The sequence below is a fragment of the Rhodococcus sp. 05-340-2 genome, assembly GCF_002258915.1.
In the GTDB taxonomy this organism is placed as follows: domain Bacteria; phylum Actinomycetota; class Actinomycetes; order Mycobacteriales; family Mycobacteriaceae; genus Rhodococcoides.
In genome coordinates, this window is record NZ_NOYU01000027.1 from 409,121 (window position 1) to 425,621 (window position 16,501).

Below are 16,501 nucleotides of genomic sequence, written 5' to 3' on the forward strand. Positions count from 1 at the left end.
GGTGGGGCCACGGCTGGTGGTGTGCGGAGCGGCCGCGGCTGCGGTCGCTACGACGATCGCGTTCTCGGGAACTGCCTTCGCTGCGCCGATCGAGACCGAAACGTACTGTCGACCAACCGATCCTGGCCTTGCCGAGTTGTCGGGGCTGACCTCGATCGACGAGGTCCTCTACGCAATCGGAGACAGCGGAGCCGATGATCGGGTCGCTGTGCTCGGTGCCGACTGCGCCGTCGAGCGATGGATCGACGTTCCCGTCGACCCGTACGACGTGGAGGACCTGACTTCGTACGACGGCTCGCTGTGGTTGGCCGACATCGGCGACAATCAGATGCGCCGCGACACAGTGGCACTGACGCGGATGGACCCGGCATCGGGTGCGGGCGAGCTGTACCGACTGACCTACCCCGACGGCCCGCACGACGCTGAGACGATACTGATCGAGCCCGGTGGTAGGCCGGTGATCGTCACCAAGGAGCTCTCGGGCGTGAGCGGGGTGTACGTACCTGCCGGCGACGAGTCCGTCGCCGATCTGGACAGCCCCGGGCCGACGCCGATGCGCAAGGTCGGAAATCTGGCGTTCACCGCAACGGACACGGTCGGTGGGCCGCCGTTCGTGGTCGGCTCGATCCTGGCGACCGGGGGAGCGGTGAGCGCCGACGGCACCGTCGCCGCAGTGCGCACCTACACCGACGCCTACCTGTTCCGCCCGTCGGACGGGGACATCGCATCGGCATTGGTCGATCCGACAGCGTCTCGTGCCGTGGTGCCACTGCCCGATCAGCCGCAGGGCGAGGCAATGGTGTTCACCGACGACGGTTCCTTGCTGATCGCATCCGAGGCAGGATTCGGCCCCACAGAGGCTGCGCTTCCGCCCATTCTGAGGATCCCCGACGCGGTAGCACTCGATATGTCCGCCCCCGAACCCGTTGCCGTGGTTCCGGTATCGCCGACCGTCGTTCCCGAACAGCCGGCGCAGACGCCGACAGCGACGGACTACTCGGAATGGGGATTCCGAGCGGCCGTCGCTGCCGGGGTGGTGCTGATCGTCGGAGCGGTGGGATTCACCGTCCGGCGATCGATGCGTTCTCGTTAGGCGTCCAAGTCTGCTTCGACGAGTGCGACCACCTTGTCGAGTGCTGCCTGGTCGTCGCTGGTGACCGTGACTTCGGTGCCCTTGGTGGCTCCGAGCGTCATGATCATCAGGGCCGAACCTGCATCCACCGGCTCCGAGTCGGCCACTGCGAGGGTGACGTCTACTCCGGCTTCGGCGACGGCGTCGGCGATCAGTGCTGCGGGGCGGGCGTGCAGACCGATCGAGGATCCGACGGCGACTGTGGTGCTGGGCATGGTGCTCCTTCGTAGTGGGGTTGTTGCGATCGTAGCGAGTGTCAGACGGTGGCGAGTGCGGGATCGAGTTCGGCGTCCGACGGGGCGTTCTTACCCTTGACGAACTGCTTGGCCGAGACGACCAGGAACGCGGAGACGATGGTGCCCGCTGCCAGCGAAAGGACGAACCACAGGATGTTGCCGATCGCGAAGAACACGAAGATACCGCCGTGGGGTGCGCTGAGGGTGACGTCGAACGCCATGATCATCGCGCCGGTCACGGCGCCGCCGGCCATCATCGAGGGGATGACGCGGAACGGATCGGCCGCGGCGAACGGGATTGCGCCCTCGGAGATGAATGCAGCTCCCAGGAACCATGCAGCCTTGCCGTTCTCGCGCTCGGCTTCGGTGAACAGGCGTGCGCGAACGGTCGAGGCGAGTGCCATGGCCAGTGGCGGCACCATTCCTGCGGCCATGACCGCTGCCATGATGCGGAGCGATGCGGTGTCGGTGACCGACAGGCCCGCCGTTGCGAATGCGTAGGCTGCCTTGTTGACCGGTCCGCCGAGGTCGAAGCACATCATCAGGCCGAGAATGATGCCGAGGATGATGACCGAGGAACCGCTGAGGCCGTTGAGCCAGTCGGTGAGTCCACTGGTGATCGCGGCGAGTGGCTTGCCGAGCAGCAGGAACATGATTGCGCCGACGATGAGTGTGGCGAACAGCGGAATGATGACGACCGGCATGAGGCCGCGCAGAACTGCGGGGATCTTCCACTTGCTGATCCAGAGTGCGACGAAGCCGGCGATCAGACCACCGACGAGACCGCCGATGAAGCCTGCACCCACGAGTACGGCCACCGCTCCTGCGGTGAATCCTGGTGCCAGACCCGGTCTGTCGGCAATGGCGTAGGAGATGTAGCCGGCCAGTGCGGGCACCAGGAAGCTGAAGGACAGCGCGCCGATCTGGAAGAGCACGGCACCGAGGTAGGCGGCGATTCCACCTTCGGGCAGCGAGGTGATGGAGTTGTTGACGACGATGTCCTCGGCAACTCCGGAGATCTCGTATCCGCCGAGCAGGAAGCCGAGAGCGATCAGCAGACCACCGGCAGCGACGAACGGGATCATGTAGCTGACGCCGGTGAGCAGGATCTGGCGGATGCGAGTGCCCCAGCCGAGTTCACCTGCGGAGTCGTTCGAGCCGGCGGCCACTGCGGTACCTCCGACGCGAGCGGCGTCCGGGTTCAGTGCAGCGCGCAGGGCTTCGGTGAGCATGACGTCGGGCTCGTTGATGGCGCGCTTGACGCCGGAGGAGATCACGGGCTTGCCGGCGAAACGCTCGCGGCCCTTGACGCCCACGTCGGTGGCGAAGATGACTGCTTCGGCTCCGGCGATGATCGAGGGGTCCAGCGGCGTGCTGCCGCTCGAGCCCTGGGTCTCGACGTGAACGGTGACTCCGGCGCGCTCGCCTGCGGCGACGAGCGAGTCGGCAGCCATGTAGGTGTGCGCAATTCCGGTGGGGCAGGCGGTGACTGCGACGATGTGCTTGGGGGCAGTCGACGCCGACGCCTCGGCCGGGGTGGCGGCAGCGCTGTGCTTGGCGGTGGACACAGGGGCTGCTGCTGCCGGAGCCGCCGCGGCGGGCTTTGCAGCGGGGTTGATGACGCCGTCGACGAGCGAGACGATCTCGGCTGCCGAGGACGCGTTGCGCAGCGAGGTGACGAACTCCGGCTTGACCAGTGCGCGCGCCAGGCTCGAGAGCAGCTTCATGTGGGCCGAACCGGCACCGGCCGGCGCTGCGATGAGGAAGACGAGGTCGGCGGGGCCGTCGGGGGCACCGAAATCGACCTTGGGGTTCAGGCGGGCGAAGCCGAGCGAAGCGCTCGTGACCGCTTCGGAGCGGCAGTGCGGGATGGCGATGCCGCCGGGCAGGCCTGTTGCCGACTGCGCTTCGCGGGCCAGAGCGGCGTCGCGCAGAGCATCGGTCTCGGTTGCGCGACCCGCGGAAGCCAGAACGCCTGCGAGGCGTTCGATGACGGCTTCCTTGGATTCGCCGAGATCGGCGTCGAGGAGGATCAGATCCTCGGCGATGATCTGCTGATCTTCGGTGGGGGTGGACATTGCAGACTCCTAGAGACGATTCGAAGAAGGGGAGAGCGTGGATGGGGTGACGGACGTGGGGATGTCGAGCGCACGGACCGTCACCGAATTCGGGTGGGTCTGCTCGGGCAGTGGAAGCGTGGTGCCTGGAAGCGCGGTGGCTGCCGTTCCGTAGGCGACGGCGCGGCGAAGTTTGTCTGCGTCGGAGCAGTTCTCGGCATCGGCGAGGATGTAGCCGGCGAGCGAGGAATCGCCTGCGCCGACCGTGCTGACCGCGGTGATCGGGGGCGGGCTGGCGTACCAGGAACCGTCCTCGGTGACCAGTACGGCTCCGGCACTGCCGAGAGTGGCCAGTACCGCGCCGACGCCTCGGCCGAGAAGGATTGTGCTGGCGGCGATTGCGGCAGTGGGGTCACCCTGTGCTGCAGCGCTTTCCAGCTCCTCGGAATCGTAGCCGGTCAGTTGGGCAAGTTCCTCGGAATTGGGTTTTATCAAGTCCGGAGCAGATGCCGGGAACGCCGCCGCGAGAGCGAGGAGCGGCTCGTCGGAGGTGTCGACGGCGACCTTCGCAGAGGTGGCCCGCAGTGCAACGACGAGCTCGGCGTACCAGTCGAGGGGCAGACCGGGCGGAAGCGAACCGGAGAGCACCACCCATTCGGCATCGACTGCGAGAGAAAGGATTCGCTCCCGCAGCTCGGCGCGGGTCTGTTCCGACACCGTCGCACCGGGCTCGTTGATCTTGGTGGTGGTGCCACCGACCTCGCTCACCGTGATGTTGGTCCGTGCCGGCCCCGACGTCGGAACCGCGGAATACCGCACTCCCTTCGCGGCCATCGCGTCGAGCAGGGGGTCGCCGACGTTGGCAGGGAGAACGGCCAACGCCTCGACTCCCGATCCACCGAGGACGCGAGCGACGTTGACGCCCTTGCCGCCCGGATCGGTGGCCGACGTCGATGCGCGGTGTACTCCACCGCGGACGAGCGGTGCGTCGAGTGTGACCGTGCGGTCCATGCTCGGGTTGGCCGTGAGTGTGACCATCATGCGATCACCACCTCGATTCCTTTGTCGCTGAGATTCTTACGGTCGTTTGTCGAGATGTCGCTGTCGGTGACGATGACGTCGATGGATCCAACTCGGGCGAAGCTCACCAGATGCTCGCGTCCGATCTTCGACGAATCTGCGAGCACCACAACATGGTTGGCCGCTTCGACCATGGCACGTTTGACAGCTGCCTCGTCACTGTCGGGTGTGGACAATCCGTGTCCGACGCTGATGGCATTGGTGCCGATGAACGCCACGTCCACGCGGAGCCATTCGAGGGCGCTCAGAGCTTCGTCGCCGACGGCGGCCTGGGTGGTACCGCGTACACGCCCGCCGAGCAATCGCAGGCTGACGTTCGACATCGTCGCGGCGCGAGCGGCGATCGGGACCGAGTTCGTCACCAACGTCAGCTCACGATCGTGGGGAAGCAAACCGGCGAGCCTGCCCGTTGTGGTGCCGGCATCGAACACGGCGCTACCGCCGATGGGAGGCAGGAAGGACAACGCCGCGGCTGCGATCGCGTCCTTCTGATCCGCGCGGGTGAACTCTCGCTCAGAGACGCCGGGCTCGAGTGTGGTCAGTGCGGATGCGGGTACTGCTCCACCGTGGACGCGACGGACGACTCCCATTCGGTCGAGAGTGGCGAGGTCGCGCCGCACGGTTTCGGTGGTGACGCCGTACGTGGCGGACAGATCGTTGACGGAGACGCGGCCGTGCGTACTGATCAGTTCGGCAATCGCGTGCTGTCGTTCTTCGGCGTACACCTGCGTCTCCTTCCCGGTTGATGTTGCTTTATGTTGTTTTACGCCCGTGTGTGTTGACATGTCAAGGCTTTGGAGTAATCTCGGTCACAACACAGGCAAGCAATTGAGTGCGCCACAGCTCGCAGAACAGATGCGATGACCTTTTGTTCACGCAGGATTCGAGGAGGACCACATGACGGGATCGGTTAGCACCGCGTCGACCGGACACGCAGACAAGACAGTCGACGCTGCCGGGACCGGATCAGCGCAGACGACACTGCGCGGCACGCCCGTCGTGCCCGGTGTCGGATACGGTCCCGTCATTCGTCCCGGTGCCCGTCCGTCCATTCCCGCCGATACCGGCGAGGTTGCCGAGGCCGATCGGGAGTCGGAGAAGGCTGTGTTCGATGCCGCGGCAAACGCCGTCGCCACCCGATTGCGCGGCCGAGCAGAACTCGCGACCGGCGCTGCTTCGGAGGTTCTGTCCGCCAACGCCGCGATGGCAACCGATCGCGGGTGGCTCGGTGCCGCTCGCTCCTCGATCGCCAAGGGCAGTTCTGCCGTCACCGCAACCGCTGCGGCCACCGAAAAATTCGCTGCCATGTTCACCCAGCTCGGCGGTCTGATGGCCGAGCGAGTGACAGACCTACGCGACATCCGCGACCGCGTCATCGCCGAGATCCTGGGTGTACCGGAGCCCGGTGTTCCCGTGCCGGACGCACCGTCGATCCTGTTCGCGGACGACCTTGCGCCGGCCGACACCGCGGGCCTCGACCCCACCCTGATCGTCGGACTGGCGACCTCGCTCGGAGGTCCGACCAGCCACACCGCGATCATCGCCCGCAAGCTCGGCATCCCGTGCATCGTCGCCGTGGCAGGGCTCGACGACATCGCTGCCGGTACGAACGCATCGGTCGACGGAACCAGCGGCCGCATCGACCTCGAACCCGATGCCGACTCGGCCCGCGCTGCCGTCGTGTCTGCCCGCGACGAGCTCGACCGGGTATCGCAGTGGGTCGGTCCCGGTACCACCGCCGACGGCCATGCAGTCGACATTCTCGCCAACGTCCAGGACGGTGCCGGTGCTCGCGCAGCGCGGTCCAGCGCAGCGGACGGCGTCGGACTGTTTCGTACCGAACTGTGCTTCCTCGACCGCGACTCCGAACCCACCGTCGACGAGCAGGCCGAGATCTATGCCCAGGTACTCGACGCGTTCGCAGGCAAGAAGGTCGTCGTGCGGACTCTCGACGCCGGCTCGGACAAGCCGCTGAGGTTCGCCACCCATCCCGACGAGGCCAATCCGGCCCTCGGCATTCGCGGCATCCGTATCGCCGAGGCCGACCGCGGGATTCTGTACCGCCAACTCGACGGCATCACAGCAGCCGCGAAGGCGACCGATTCCTCCCCGTGGGTGATGGCTCCGATGATCGCAACCGCGCTGGAGGCGAAGGATTTCGCCGCCGACGTCCGTGAACGAGGACTGACGCCCGGCGTCATGATCGAGGTGCCCGCAGCCGCGCTCCTCGCCGAGCACATCCTCGAGCACGTGGACTTCCTGTCCATCGGCACCAACGACCTGGCGCAGTACACGATGGCCGCCGACCGCATGTCTGCACAGCTCGCCGGTCTCACCGATCCGTGGCAGCCGGCCGTGCTGGCACTGGTGGCCCACACCGCTGCCGCGGGTGCCAAGGCAGGCAAGCCGGTCGGAGTCTGCGGCGAGGCCGCTGCCGATCCACTGCTGGCCTGTGTGTTGGTCGGGCTCGGCATCACCTCTCTGTCTGCAGCGTCGGCCGCCGTCGCGCATGTGGGTTCCAAATTGGCCACGGTCACGCTTGCTCAGTGCAAGGAAGCGGCCGCCGCCGCGCTGAAAACGGACAGCACCGCCGCTGCCCGTGAGGCAGTGAGCGCGATCCTCGGCTGACGCAATAGTCTTTTTCCCATCATGAGAAATCTGGGTTGGACGCTGCACGGAAACGGAAAGACCGTCGAGGCCGGAGCGGTGGTGGCACCGGACGAGCGATTGACGTGGCCGCGCACCGTCGGCATCGGGATGCAGCACGTCGTCGCCATGTTCGGTGCCACGTTGCTCGTTCCGACGATCACCGGCTTCCCGGTGTCGACGACACTGCTGTTCTCGGGCATCGGAACGGTGCTGTTCCTGATCATCACCCGGGGGCGGGTGCCGAGCTACCTCGGATCGTCCTTCGCATTCCTGGCTCCGCTCGGTGCCACCCAGGCGAACGGCCCGGCCGCGCAGCTCGGTGCCGTTCTGTGCGTCGGTCTCGTGCTCGCGGCCATCGGCGTCATGGTCAAGATCGCCGGTCGGCGCGTACTCGACGCCGCCATGCCGCCCGTGGTGACCGGTGCCGTGGTCGTCTTGATCGGGTTGAATCTGGCCCCGGCCGCGACGACGTCGTTCGAGGCGCAGCCGCTCATCGCCGCAGTCACGCTGGTCGCCATCCTGTTGGCCACGGCGATCGGACCCGGACTGCTCGGGCGACTGGGAATTCTGGTCGGTGTCGTCGTCGGTTGGGTGTTCGCCGCTGTCACCGGCGGAATCGCGCAACCACGCCTCGACGCGCTGAGCGCGGCGAGCTGGATCGGCCTGCCCGAGTTCCGTGGACCGTCGTTCGAGCTGTCGGTGATCCTGGTGGCGCTACCGGTGGTGATCGTCCTGGTCGCCGAGAACGTCGGACACGTCAAGGCCGTCGCGGCGATGACCGGCAAGAACCTCGACGACGTGGCCGGTGACGCACTGATCGCCGACGGGTTGGCGACCACCCTGGCCGGAGCCGCCGGTGGCTCGGGCACCACCACGTACGCCGAGAACATCGGGGTCATGGCCGCCACCCGCGTCTATTCGACGGCCGCGTACTGGGTCGCGGCCATCACTGCGATAGTGCTCGCGTTCTCGCCCAAGTTCGGAGCCCTGATCTTCACCGTGCCCGACGGCGTCATCGGGGGAGCAACCCTGGTGCTGTACGGACTCATCGGGCTACTGGGCGTTCGTATCTGGACCGACGCGAAGGTCGACTTCACCGATCCGGTCAATCTCATGGTGGTCGCTGCGGCGCTCGTCGCCGGCATCGGTGACCTGACACTGGCTGTCGGATCGGTCGAGCTCGGCGGTATCGCGTGGGGTTCGGTCGGCATCCTCGTCGGCTACCCGATCGTCTCGGCGCTCGCGAGGAGTGCAGGCAAACGAGGTCGTTAGCGGGGTCGGTCACGGATCGCGCGCGTTTTGGTCATCGACCGCCTCGACACCGCGGACGTAGTGTTTGCCTGTGACGTCAGTCGTACCGGCGACCGAGATCCGTAGAGATTTCGCGTGGTCGCTGTCGGTATGCACCGAACAAGGAGACATTCGTGGAACGCACACTTTTCGAGCCCGAGCACGAGCTGTTCCGGGAGTCGTACCGGAAATTTCTCGATCAGCACGTGGCACCGAACCACGCGAAGTGGGAAGAGCAGAACATCGTCGATCGCGGTGTCTGGGTCGAGGCCGGTAAGCAGGGCTTCCTCGGAACGGCAGCGCCCGAGGAATTCGGCGGCGGCGGAGTCAAGGACTTTCGCTACAACGCCATCGTCACCGAGGAAACCACTCGCGGCGGCTACAGCGGCATCGGCTTCACCCTGCACAACGACGTCGTCGCGCCGTACTTGATCGAGCTGGCCAACGACGAGCAGAAGCAGCGTTGGCTCCCCGGATTCTGTTCGGGTGAGCTGATCACCGCGATCGCCATGACCGAGCCGGGTACCGGAAGCGACCTGCAGGGCATCAAGACCAAGGCCGTTCGCGACGGCGACGACTGGGTATTGAACGGCTCGAAGACGTTCATCACCAACGGAATCAACGCCGATCTGATCATCGTCGTAGCCTGCACCGACCCCGAGAAGGGTGCCCAGGGCTTCAGCCTGCTGGTCGTCGAGCGCGACATGCCCGGTTTCGAGCGTGGCCGCAATCTCGACAAGATCGGTATGAAGGCCCAGGACACAGCCGAACTCAGCTTCACCGACGTTCGCGTGCCCGCGGCCAACCTGCTCGGTGAAGAAGGCATGGGCTTCATCTACCTCATGCAGAATCTTCCTCAGGAACGGCTCTCGATCGCTGTTGTCGCCGCTGCGGCCATGGAATCTGCGCTGGACATGACGATCCAGTACTGCCGCGATCGCAAGGCCTTCGGAAAGTCGATCGGCAAGTTCCAGAACACCCGATTCGTGTTGGCGGAGTTGGCGACCGAGACCACCGCCACCCGCATCATGGTGGACAAGTTCATCGAACTGCTCAACGCGGGCACCCTGACCGTCCAGGAAGCCGCGATGGCGAAATGGTGGACCACCGAGAATCAGGTCAAACTGATCGACCGGTGCCTGCAGCTGCACGGCGGCTACGGCTACATGAAGGAATATCCGATCGCCAAGGCGTACATGGATTCTCGTGTGCAGACCATCTACGGCGGCACCACAGAAATCATGAAGGAGATCATCGGCCGCGGATTGAATCTGTGATCCGCTGATCCGAAGAACACGCGAAGGGCCGCAGCACACTGTGCTGCGGCCCTTCGCGTTTGTCTTCGGTGACGATCCCTACAGCTTGCGCATCACGGTGACGACCTTGCCGAGGATCGCGGCGTTGTTGCCCGGAATCGGCTCGAACAGCGGGTTGTGCGGCAGCAGCCACACCTCGCCCTTGGACCGCTTGAACGTCTTGACGGTGGCCTCGCCGTCGATCATCGCAGCTACGATGTCGCCGTTGTCGGCCACGGACTGCTGACGAACCACCACCCAGTCACCGTCGCAGATGGCCGCATCGATCATCGACTCGCCGACCACCTTCAGCAGAAACAGCGAACCCTGACCGACCAGCTCGCGGGGGAGTGGGAACACGTCCTCGACGGCTTCCTCGGCCAGGATGGGACCGCCTGCGGCGATCCGGCCCAGTACCGGAACGAACGTCGGGGTCGGCAACCGATCCTGTTCCTCGGACGCCGACGAACCGTCGACCGCGGCGGCAGCCTGATCGGCCTGCACCTCGTCGAGACCGCGGACGTCGACGGCTCGGGGACGGTTGGCGTCGCGCCTGAGGAAGCCCTTGCGTTCGAGGGTGCGCAGCTGGTGGGCAACGGAGGAGGTCGAGGTCAGACCGACCGCGTCTCCGATCTCCCGGATGCTCGGCGGGTAGCCGCGCTCGGTGACCGACGCGCGAATGACCTCGAGTACCTTCCGCTGCCGCTCGGTCAGACCCGCACTGATATCGGTGCCGACCTCCATGGCCTTGGAGGTCGGTTCCGCGGCCGGCTTTCCCGCCGCGGCCTTGGTGGCGGTGGCCTTGGCTCCGGTCGTCCTGGAACCCGTCGTCGTGGAACGCGTGGTCGACCTCGTCGAGGTCTCGTCCTTCATGCTGTCGGCCTCCTGCTGGTGTCCTGGGATCCGGTCTGCGTGGTAGGTCTGCGCGGACTGGAGTTGATGGTGTCGACTCGTGTGGCGTGTGGTTTCTGACACGAATCTAGCGTGTATCAGCTGTTGAATCAAACATCTGTTCGACTCGTGTCGCGTTTTCTGCAGACTTTGTCGGAGGCTCGTGATAGAACTTCGAACAAGCGTCCATCGAACGCCTGATCGAACAATCGATCCAACGAGCGAAGTCGAGGTTCCGATGACCATCATCACCGATCGCCCCACCGCCGCCGGTGTCCGTGCCCGGTCCACTGTCGTCGAGCGTCGTCGCCGGGCGCGTCCCGTTCTGCAGAGTCCCATCGGGATGCACGGCGTCACGGCACCCCGTACACAGAGCGCACCGTGCCTTCCGGTCCTCGATCCGTCGTGGTCCGATGTCACCGATCGCGAGGAGGCCGATCGTGAGTTCGACGCGACCTCCGCGCACTTCGCGGGCCAGCCGGTTCGGCTGCGATCGCTCGTGCTGACGGTGTTGGCGGTCCTGGTCGTCGCAGGTGGCCTGATCGGCATCGCGAACCTGCGGGCGGCTGCTCCCGATGCAGGTGCGCAGCCGGTCGGTGTGGTCGAAGTGCACGACGGAGCTCTCGTCGAGTACACGCCCGGCAGATGACCACCGGCCCCGTCGCGTTCGCGAGGACTGAGTATCCTCGACAGACTGCCCCGATGTGCGTGCTCGTCGTCGGAGCATCGGCTACGACGGAGGACCCCTCATGCATTGCCCGTTCTGCAGGCATCCCGACTCACGCGTGGTCGACTCGCGTGAGATGGACGAGGGCCAAGCAATCCGGCGTCGTCGCTCCTGCCCGGAGTGCGGCCGTCGATTCACCACCGTCGAGGCCGCAGTGCTCGCGGTCGTGAAGCGCAGCGGCGTGACCGAGCCGTTCAGTCGCGAGAAGGTCGTCAAGGGAGTCCGACGCGCCTGCCAGGGCAGAGATGTCGACAACGATGCGCTGAACCTGCTGGCGCAGCAGGTCGAGGACGCCATCCGTGCCGCGGGATCCGCGGAGATCCCCAGCAACGAAGTGGGGTTGGCCATTCTCGGTCCGCTCCGTGATCTCGACGAAGTGGCCTACCTGCGCTTTGCTTCGGTCTACCGCTCGTTCAGTTCGGCCGAGGACTTCGAGAAAGAGATCCACGAACTGCGCAAGCACCGCGAGTCCGCCGACATCGACTGACAGATCCGCCCGTCAGCGACTCTGGTCCGAGATCGCCTTCTCGATGCGCTTCTCCGAGACCGGATACGCCGTACGAATCCCTTGGGCGAACAATCCCACCCGCAACTCCTCGATCATCCAGAACAGTTCCTGTACCCCGGAACTGTTCTTTCTGCTTTCCGGAAGCGAATCCAACAGTCGTCCGTACGACGCGTACACCCGATCGAGTACATCCATCGCCGCCGCATCACGGCCCGCGCTGCTCGGCAGGGTTGCCAACCGCTTCGTCGCAGCCGCGAGGTAGCGCGGTACGTCTGCCAATCTGCGAGAGCCGAACTCGGTGACGAACCCGCGAAAGATCAAGCCGTCGAGCTGTTCCCGAACATCGTCGGCCGGCTCACCCGAGGAGGACTGGAGTTGCGCGGACAGTGCCAGGGCAGCGGTCAGCACAGGGCGAACCAGGGCCAGCACCGCGGCGGTGCGCTGCGGAACCTCCGCGTGGACGAGCGCCCTGAGCTTGTCGAAAGCCTCGGGATCTCGAACCGGTCCACCGTGCGCATCCATTGCCTCCTCGACCGCGAGAATCCGGCATTCCTCGAGGAGCGGATCGACTCCGCCGTACGGATTCTGGCCGAGGGCAAGACGTTCGGCGGTCGGCAGCCCGGCCAGCAGTGCCTTGGTTCCCTTCGGTGCCGTCGACAGCAGCAGAGCTCTGGTTCCCGACCTCATCGCTGCTCGCTGTTGGGCGGGGGTGCTCAGGACTCGAACCGCGACGCCCGGTCCTTCCGGCACCAACGCCGGGTACCCGGTGACCTTCTGTCCGCCCACATCACGGGTGACGGTCGACTCCAACCGCCCCAGAGTGCTCGAGGTCCATGCCAGGGACGGCGCACGCTCCGCGTCACCGACCGCGCTCGCGACCTGGCGACCGACCTCCCCGGACAATCCGGTGCGTAGAGCAGCGAGATCTTTGTTGCTGCCCAACACCTTTCCGGACGGATCGACGGCCGCGAACGTCATCTTCAGGTGCTCGGGCAGTGCCGCACCATCGAAGTCCTTCGCAGTGATGTGGCACTGCGCAGCCCGCGAGAGTTCACGTGCCAGGGCCGTCATCAGGGTTTCCGCGCGTGGCTTCATGGCGGCCAACGCCGCGGCGGCGAAGTCCGGTGCCGGAACGACATTGCGCCGCAAGGCTTTCGGCAGTGTCTTGATCAGTGCCGTGACCAGCTCCAGTCGCATCCCGGGAACCAGCCAGTCGAAGCCCACCGGCTGTACCTGAGCGAGGAGGGCAATCGGAATCCGTGCGGTGACACCGTCGGCCGCAGTGCCGGGCTCGAACTGATAGGTCAGTGGGAATTGGATCTCGCCCTGTCGCCATGCGTCGGGATATGCACCGGTGAGGACGGAGGCCGCGTCGGAGTTGACGACGGTGTCGGTGGTGAAGTCGAGCAGGTGCGGGTCCTGTCTGCGGGCCTTCTTCCACCACGTGTCGAAGTGCCGTGCCGAGACCGCTTCCGGGGCGATGCGGGCGTCGTAGAAGTCGAACAGAGCGTCGTCGTCGACGACGATGTCGCGCCGTCGAGCGCGATGCTCGAGTTCGCCGACGTCGTCGAGCAGTGCCCGGTTCTTGTGGAAGAAGGCATGCTGGGTCTTCCATTCGCCCTCCACCAGCGCGTGTCTGATGAACAACTCCCGCGACGCCTCGGGGTCGATGCGGTGGTAATTCACCGGGCGTTGCGTCACCAGGGGAATGCCGTACAGCGTCACTCGTTCGTAGGCCATCGCCGATTCACGCTTGATCGACCAATGCGGTTCCGAGTAGGTCCGCTTGACCAGGTGGGGTGCGAGTCGTTCGGCCCATTCCGGTTCGATGCGGGCGGCCATGCGGCCCCACAGGCGTCCGGTCTCGACCAGTTCGGCGGCCATGACCCAGCGCGGCGGCTTCTTGAACAGACCCGAGCCCGGGAAGATCGCGAAGTGCGCTCCGCGCGCGCCGAGGAACTCTCGCTTGTCACCCTCCCTGAGCCCGACGTGCGAGAGCAATCCGGACAGCAGCGACTGATGCAGGGCGGTCTCGGTGGAGTCGGCATCGGGCACCGTCCACCCGAGTCCACGGGTGATCTGACGCAGTTGGCCGTGCAGATCCTGCCACTCGCGAATTCGTAGATAGTGCAGGAACTCGGTGCGGCACATGCGTCGGAACTGGTTGGAGGACAACTCGTTTCGTTGCTCGCGCAGATAGGTCCACAACTTCAAGTACGCGAGGAAGTCCGAGTTCTCCACGGCGAAACGCGCATGCTTTTCATCCGCCGCCTGCTGATGCTCGGCGGGTCGCTCCCGAACATCCTGAATGGACAGCGCCGCCACGACCACCAGCGCGTCGCGAAGAGAGCCGTTGCCGTTGGCCTCGACCAGCATCCGAGCCATCCGAGGATCGACCGGCAGCGCCGAGAGCTCCCGGCCGATCGGGGTCAGTTCTGCAGTGCCCTCCTTGGTGGCCGGCTTCAGCGCCCCGAGTTCTTCGAGCAGCCCGATGCCGTCTCTGATGCTGCGCGGATCGGGCGGTTCGACGAACGGGAACGCGTCGATCTTGCCCAGCCCGAGGGCGGTCATCTGCAGGATGACCGACGCCAGGTTGGTACGCAGAATCTCCGGCTCGGTGAACTGCGGCCGCGACTCGAAATCCTCCTCGGAATACAACCGGATGCAGATGCCGTCGGCGACGCGGCCACAGCGGCCGGCCCGCTGCCGCGCCGATGCCTGTGAGATCGGCTCGATGGGGAGGCGTTGAACCTTGGTGCGCAACGAGTATCGCGAGATTCGGGCCGTACCCGGGTCCACCACGTAGCGGATGCCGGGGACCGTCAGCGATGTTTCCGCAACGTTCGTCGAGAGCACCACGCGTCGGCCCGAGTGTGGTGAGAACACTCGATGCTGTTCGGCCGCAGAGAGTCTCGCGTACAGCGGAACGATCTCGGTGTTGCGGAGGTTGCGGTCGCTCAGAGCATCGGCGGTGTCGCGAATCTCGCGTTCACCGGACAGGAACACCAGAATGTCCCCGTCGCCCTCGGCCATGAGTTCGTCGACCGCCTGACAGGTTGCGTCGACGGGGTCGAGATCGATCGTCGTGTCCCCGGCGTCGACGGTCAGTGGTCGATAGCGCATTTCGACCGGGAACGTGCGGCCCGAGACCTCGATGATCGGCGCGGGCACGCCGTCCCGCGCGAAATGTTGGGCGAACCGTTCGGGATCGATCGTCGCCGAGGTGATGACGATCTTCAGGTCAGGACGTCGGGGGAGAAGCTGCGCGAGGTAGCCCAGGATGAAATCGATGTTGAGGCTGCGCTCGTGGGCCTCGTCGATGATCAGGGTGTCGTACTGGCGCAGCAGTCTGTCTCGCTGGATCTCCGCCAGCAGGATGCCGTCGGTCATCAGCTTGACGAGCGTCGAATCCGACGACTGATCGGTGAATCTCACCTTGTAGCCGATGGATTCACCCAGGGGCTCGCCGACCTCCTCGGCGATGCGCTCGGCCACCGTGCGCGCTGCGAGCCGGCGCGGTTGGGTGTGACCGATCGACCCGCGAATTCCGCGACCGAGTGCGAGACAGATCTTCGGAATCTGAGTGGTCTTACCCGAGCCGGTCTCACCGGCGACGATGACGACCTGATGTTCGGCGATGGCGGCAGCGATGTCGTCCCTGCGGAGACTGACCGGAAGCGACTCGGGAAACTCGAGGGTCGGCACCGCGGCCCGGCGGTTGGCCACAACCGTCTCGGCGCGGGCGACATCGCGTTCGAGGGCGGCGAACGCGTCGTCGGTGCGGGCCTTGTCCAATCGACGCCGCAGCCGGTTCTCGTCGCGGATGGTGACGTCTGCCAGACGTGTGGCGAGAGATTTTCGCTGACCGGACGGATTCGAGGTAGACATACTCACATCAGGATATCCGTATCGACGCAACCGTCGTGAATGCCGGCCGCGACTGTGCCAGGATCGGCGAATGAGCATCTCGCACGATGTCACTGTCGAACCGCGTACGCCGGTACCGATCAGGACGCTGCGGGTGCTGTTCGCTGCGCTCACCGCCGCGGCGCTCGTCTCGATCGTCGTGGACGGACTTGCCACCCCGACGTTCTCGTTGGTCAACTACTTCAGCTACTTCACCGTGATCAGCAACGTCCTGACGGTGCTCGTGCTCGCGATCGGCGGCGTGATCGATCCGCGGTCTTCGGGATGGCAACTCTTCCGTGGAGCGGTGATGCTCTACATGGTGATCACCGGGATCATCTACGCGGTGTTGCTCTCGAACATCGATGTCGGTGTGGCGGATCCGTGGACCAACAACGTGGTGCATCGCATCATGCCCGTGGTCCTTCTGCTCGACTGGATCCTCGCTCCACCGCGGCGGCACATCTCGGAGTCGCGCAGCCTGACGTGGTTGCTCTTCCCACTGCTCTACGGGACCTACACCCTGATTCGCGGACCCGTCGTCGACTGGTACCCCTACCCGTTCCTCGATCCACGTTCGCAGGGATACCTCGCGCTCGTCATCGGTCTGGTCGTGCTGACCGTCGCTTTCGCGCTGATGGCGCTGGCAGTCAACGCTCTCGGACGGCTTGCAGGACGGTGGAGGTACGGATCGGACTCGATCGAATCGGACTCCACTACTGTGTAGCGC

At 65.5% G+C, this 16,501-nt stretch carries 13 protein-coding genes; 7 read left to right on the plus strand and 6 right to left on the minus strand.

The features are described from left to right. The first annotated feature begins 1 nt into the window (after nt 1). Nucleotides 2-1,093, plus strand: a complete 1,092-nt coding sequence (locus CH271_RS16950) for a hypothetical protein (protein WP_094634284.1) — start codon at nt 2-4, stop codon at nt 1,091-1,093. Here the strand turns inward: CH271_RS16950 and CH271_RS16955 are convergent. From CH271_RS16955 to CH271_RS16970, 4 genes are read right to left on the minus strand one after another with little or no spacing between them, the layout of a single operon-like run. Continuing rightward, entirely contained in the window at nt 1,090-1,347 is a 258-nt protein-coding gene (locus tag CH271_RS16955) for an HPr family phosphocarrier protein (RefSeq protein ID WP_032377711.1), read from the minus strand. The two genes, CH271_RS16950 and CH271_RS16955, sit on opposite strands and share 4 nt — an antisense overlap. 41 nt (nt 1,348-1,388) lie before the next feature. Beyond that, nucleotides 1,389-3,446 (minus strand): PTS fructose transporter subunit IIABC, encoded by a 2,058-nt coding sequence (locus tag CH271_RS16960; protein WP_094634285.1) that lies wholly within the window; start codon nt 3,444-3,446, stop codon nt 1,389-1,391. A gap of 9 nt (nt 3,447-3,455) precedes the next feature. Then, nucleotides 3,456-4,466, minus strand: a complete 1,011-nt coding sequence (locus CH271_RS16965) for a 1-phosphofructokinase family hexose kinase (RefSeq protein WP_094634286.1) — start codon at nt 4,464-4,466, stop codon at nt 3,456-3,458. Further along, complete coding sequence (locus CH271_RS16970) at nt 4,463-5,230, minus strand: DeoR/GlpR family DNA-binding transcription regulator (protein WP_094634287.1); 768 nt, start codon at nt 5,228-5,230, stop codon at nt 4,463-4,465. Before CH271_RS16970 ends, CH271_RS16965 begins: the two co-directional genes overlap by 4 nt. Before the next feature lie 172 nt (nt 5,231-5,402). Between CH271_RS16970 and ptsP the strand changes: the two genes are divergently transcribed. The 3 genes from ptsP to CH271_RS16985 all read left to right on the plus strand — a co-directional run bounded on the left by ptsP (nt 5,403) and on the right by CH271_RS16985 (nt 9,721). Beyond that, nucleotides 5,403-7,133 carry a phosphoenolpyruvate--protein phosphotransferase gene (gene ptsP / locus CH271_RS16975; protein WP_094634288.1) on the plus strand — a complete coding sequence of 577 codons (1,731 nt, stop codon included), beginning with the start codon at nt 5,403-5,405 and terminating at the stop codon, nt 7,131-7,133. A 21-nt stretch (nt 7,134-7,154) separates the two neighbouring features. Further along, on the plus strand, nt 7,155-8,426 hold the full coding sequence (locus tag CH271_RS16980; protein WP_179274657.1) for a uracil-xanthine permease family protein: 1,272 nt from the start codon (nt 7,155-7,157) through the stop codon (nt 8,424-8,426). Between the two features lie 152 nt (nt 8,427-8,578). Continuing rightward, nucleotides 8,579-9,721 carry an acyl-CoA dehydrogenase family protein gene (locus CH271_RS16985; RefSeq protein ID WP_037189498.1) on the plus strand — a complete coding sequence of 381 codons (1,143 nt, stop codon included), beginning with the start codon at nt 8,579-8,581 and terminating at the stop codon, nt 9,719-9,721. Between the two features lie 78 nt (nt 9,722-9,799). On the opposite strand, the gene lexA is transcribed toward CH271_RS16985, so the two are convergent. Then, nucleotides 9,800-10,483: a transcriptional repressor LexA gene (gene lexA, locus CH271_RS16990; protein WP_037189497.1), complete on the minus strand. Its 684-nt coding sequence runs from the start codon at nt 10,481-10,483 to the stop codon at nt 9,800-9,802. Between the two features lie 385 nt (nt 10,484-10,868). Between lexA and CH271_RS16995 the strand changes: the two genes are divergently transcribed. Both CH271_RS16995 and nrdR read left to right on the plus strand, forming a co-directional pair. After that, nucleotides 10,869-11,279, plus strand: coding sequence for a hypothetical protein (locus tag CH271_RS16995; RefSeq protein WP_094634290.1), 411 nt, complete (start codon nt 10,869-10,871; stop codon nt 11,277-11,279). Between the two features lie 100 nt (nt 11,280-11,379). Continuing rightward, the gene (gene nrdR / locus CH271_RS17000; RefSeq protein WP_008716872.1) at nt 11,380-11,844 is read left to right on the plus strand and encodes a transcriptional regulator NrdR; all 465 of its coding nucleotides are present in this window, start codon (nt 11,380-11,382) and stop codon (nt 11,842-11,844) included. A 12-nt stretch (nt 11,845-11,856) separates the two neighbouring features. Here the strand turns inward: nrdR and hrpA are convergent, their stop codons facing one another. Further along, nucleotides 11,857-15,753 (minus strand): ATP-dependent RNA helicase HrpA, encoded by a 3,897-nt coding sequence (gene hrpA, locus CH271_RS17005; protein ID WP_094634291.1) that lies wholly within the window; start codon nt 15,751-15,753, stop codon nt 11,857-11,859. Between the two features lie 70 nt (nt 15,754-15,823). On the opposite strand from hrpA, the gene CH271_RS17010 reads away from it, so the two are divergent. Next, entirely contained in the window at nt 15,824-16,498 is a 675-nt protein-coding gene (locus CH271_RS17010; protein ID WP_094634292.1) for a Pr6Pr family membrane protein, read from the plus strand. Nucleotides 16,499-16,501 lie beyond the last annotated feature (3 nt).

Bases quoted from the DNA above. Each gene is read 5' to 3' on its own strand.
- lexA (WP_037189497.1), bottom strand. From the start codon at position 10,483: ATGGAGGTCGGCACCGATATCAGTGCGGGTCTGACCGAGCGGCAGCGG.
- CH271_RS17010 (WP_094634292.1), top strand. From the start codon at position 15,824: ATGAGCATCTCGCACGATGTCACTGTCGAACCGCGTACGCCGGTACCG.
- CH271_RS16995 (WP_094634290.1), top strand. From the start codon at position 10,869: ATGACCATCATCACCGATCGCCCCACCGCCGCCGGTGTCCGTGCCCGG.
- nrdR (WP_008716872.1), top strand. From the start codon at position 11,380: ATGCATTGCCCGTTCTGCAGGCATCCCGACTCACGCGTGGTCGACTCG.
- CH271_RS16960 (WP_094634285.1), bottom strand. From the start codon at position 3,446: ATGTCCACCCCCACCGAAGATCAGCAGATCATCGCCGAGGATCTGATC.
- hrpA (WP_094634291.1), bottom strand. From the start codon at position 15,753: ATGTCTACCTCGAATCCGTCCGGTCAGCGAAAATCTCTCGCCACACGT.
- CH271_RS16955 (WP_032377711.1), bottom strand. From the start codon at position 1,347: ATGCCCAGCACCACAGTCGCCGTCGGATCCTCGATCGGTCTGCACGCC.
- CH271_RS16980 (WP_179274657.1), top strand. From the start codon at position 7,155: ATGAGAAATCTGGGTTGGACGCTGCACGGAAACGGAAAGACCGTCGAG.
- CH271_RS16965 (WP_094634286.1), bottom strand. From the start codon at position 4,466: ATGATGGTCACACTCACGGCCAACCCGAGCATGGACCGCACGGTCACA.
- ptsP (WP_094634288.1), top strand. From the start codon at position 5,403: ATGACGGGATCGGTTAGCACCGCGTCGACCGGACACGCAGACAAGACA.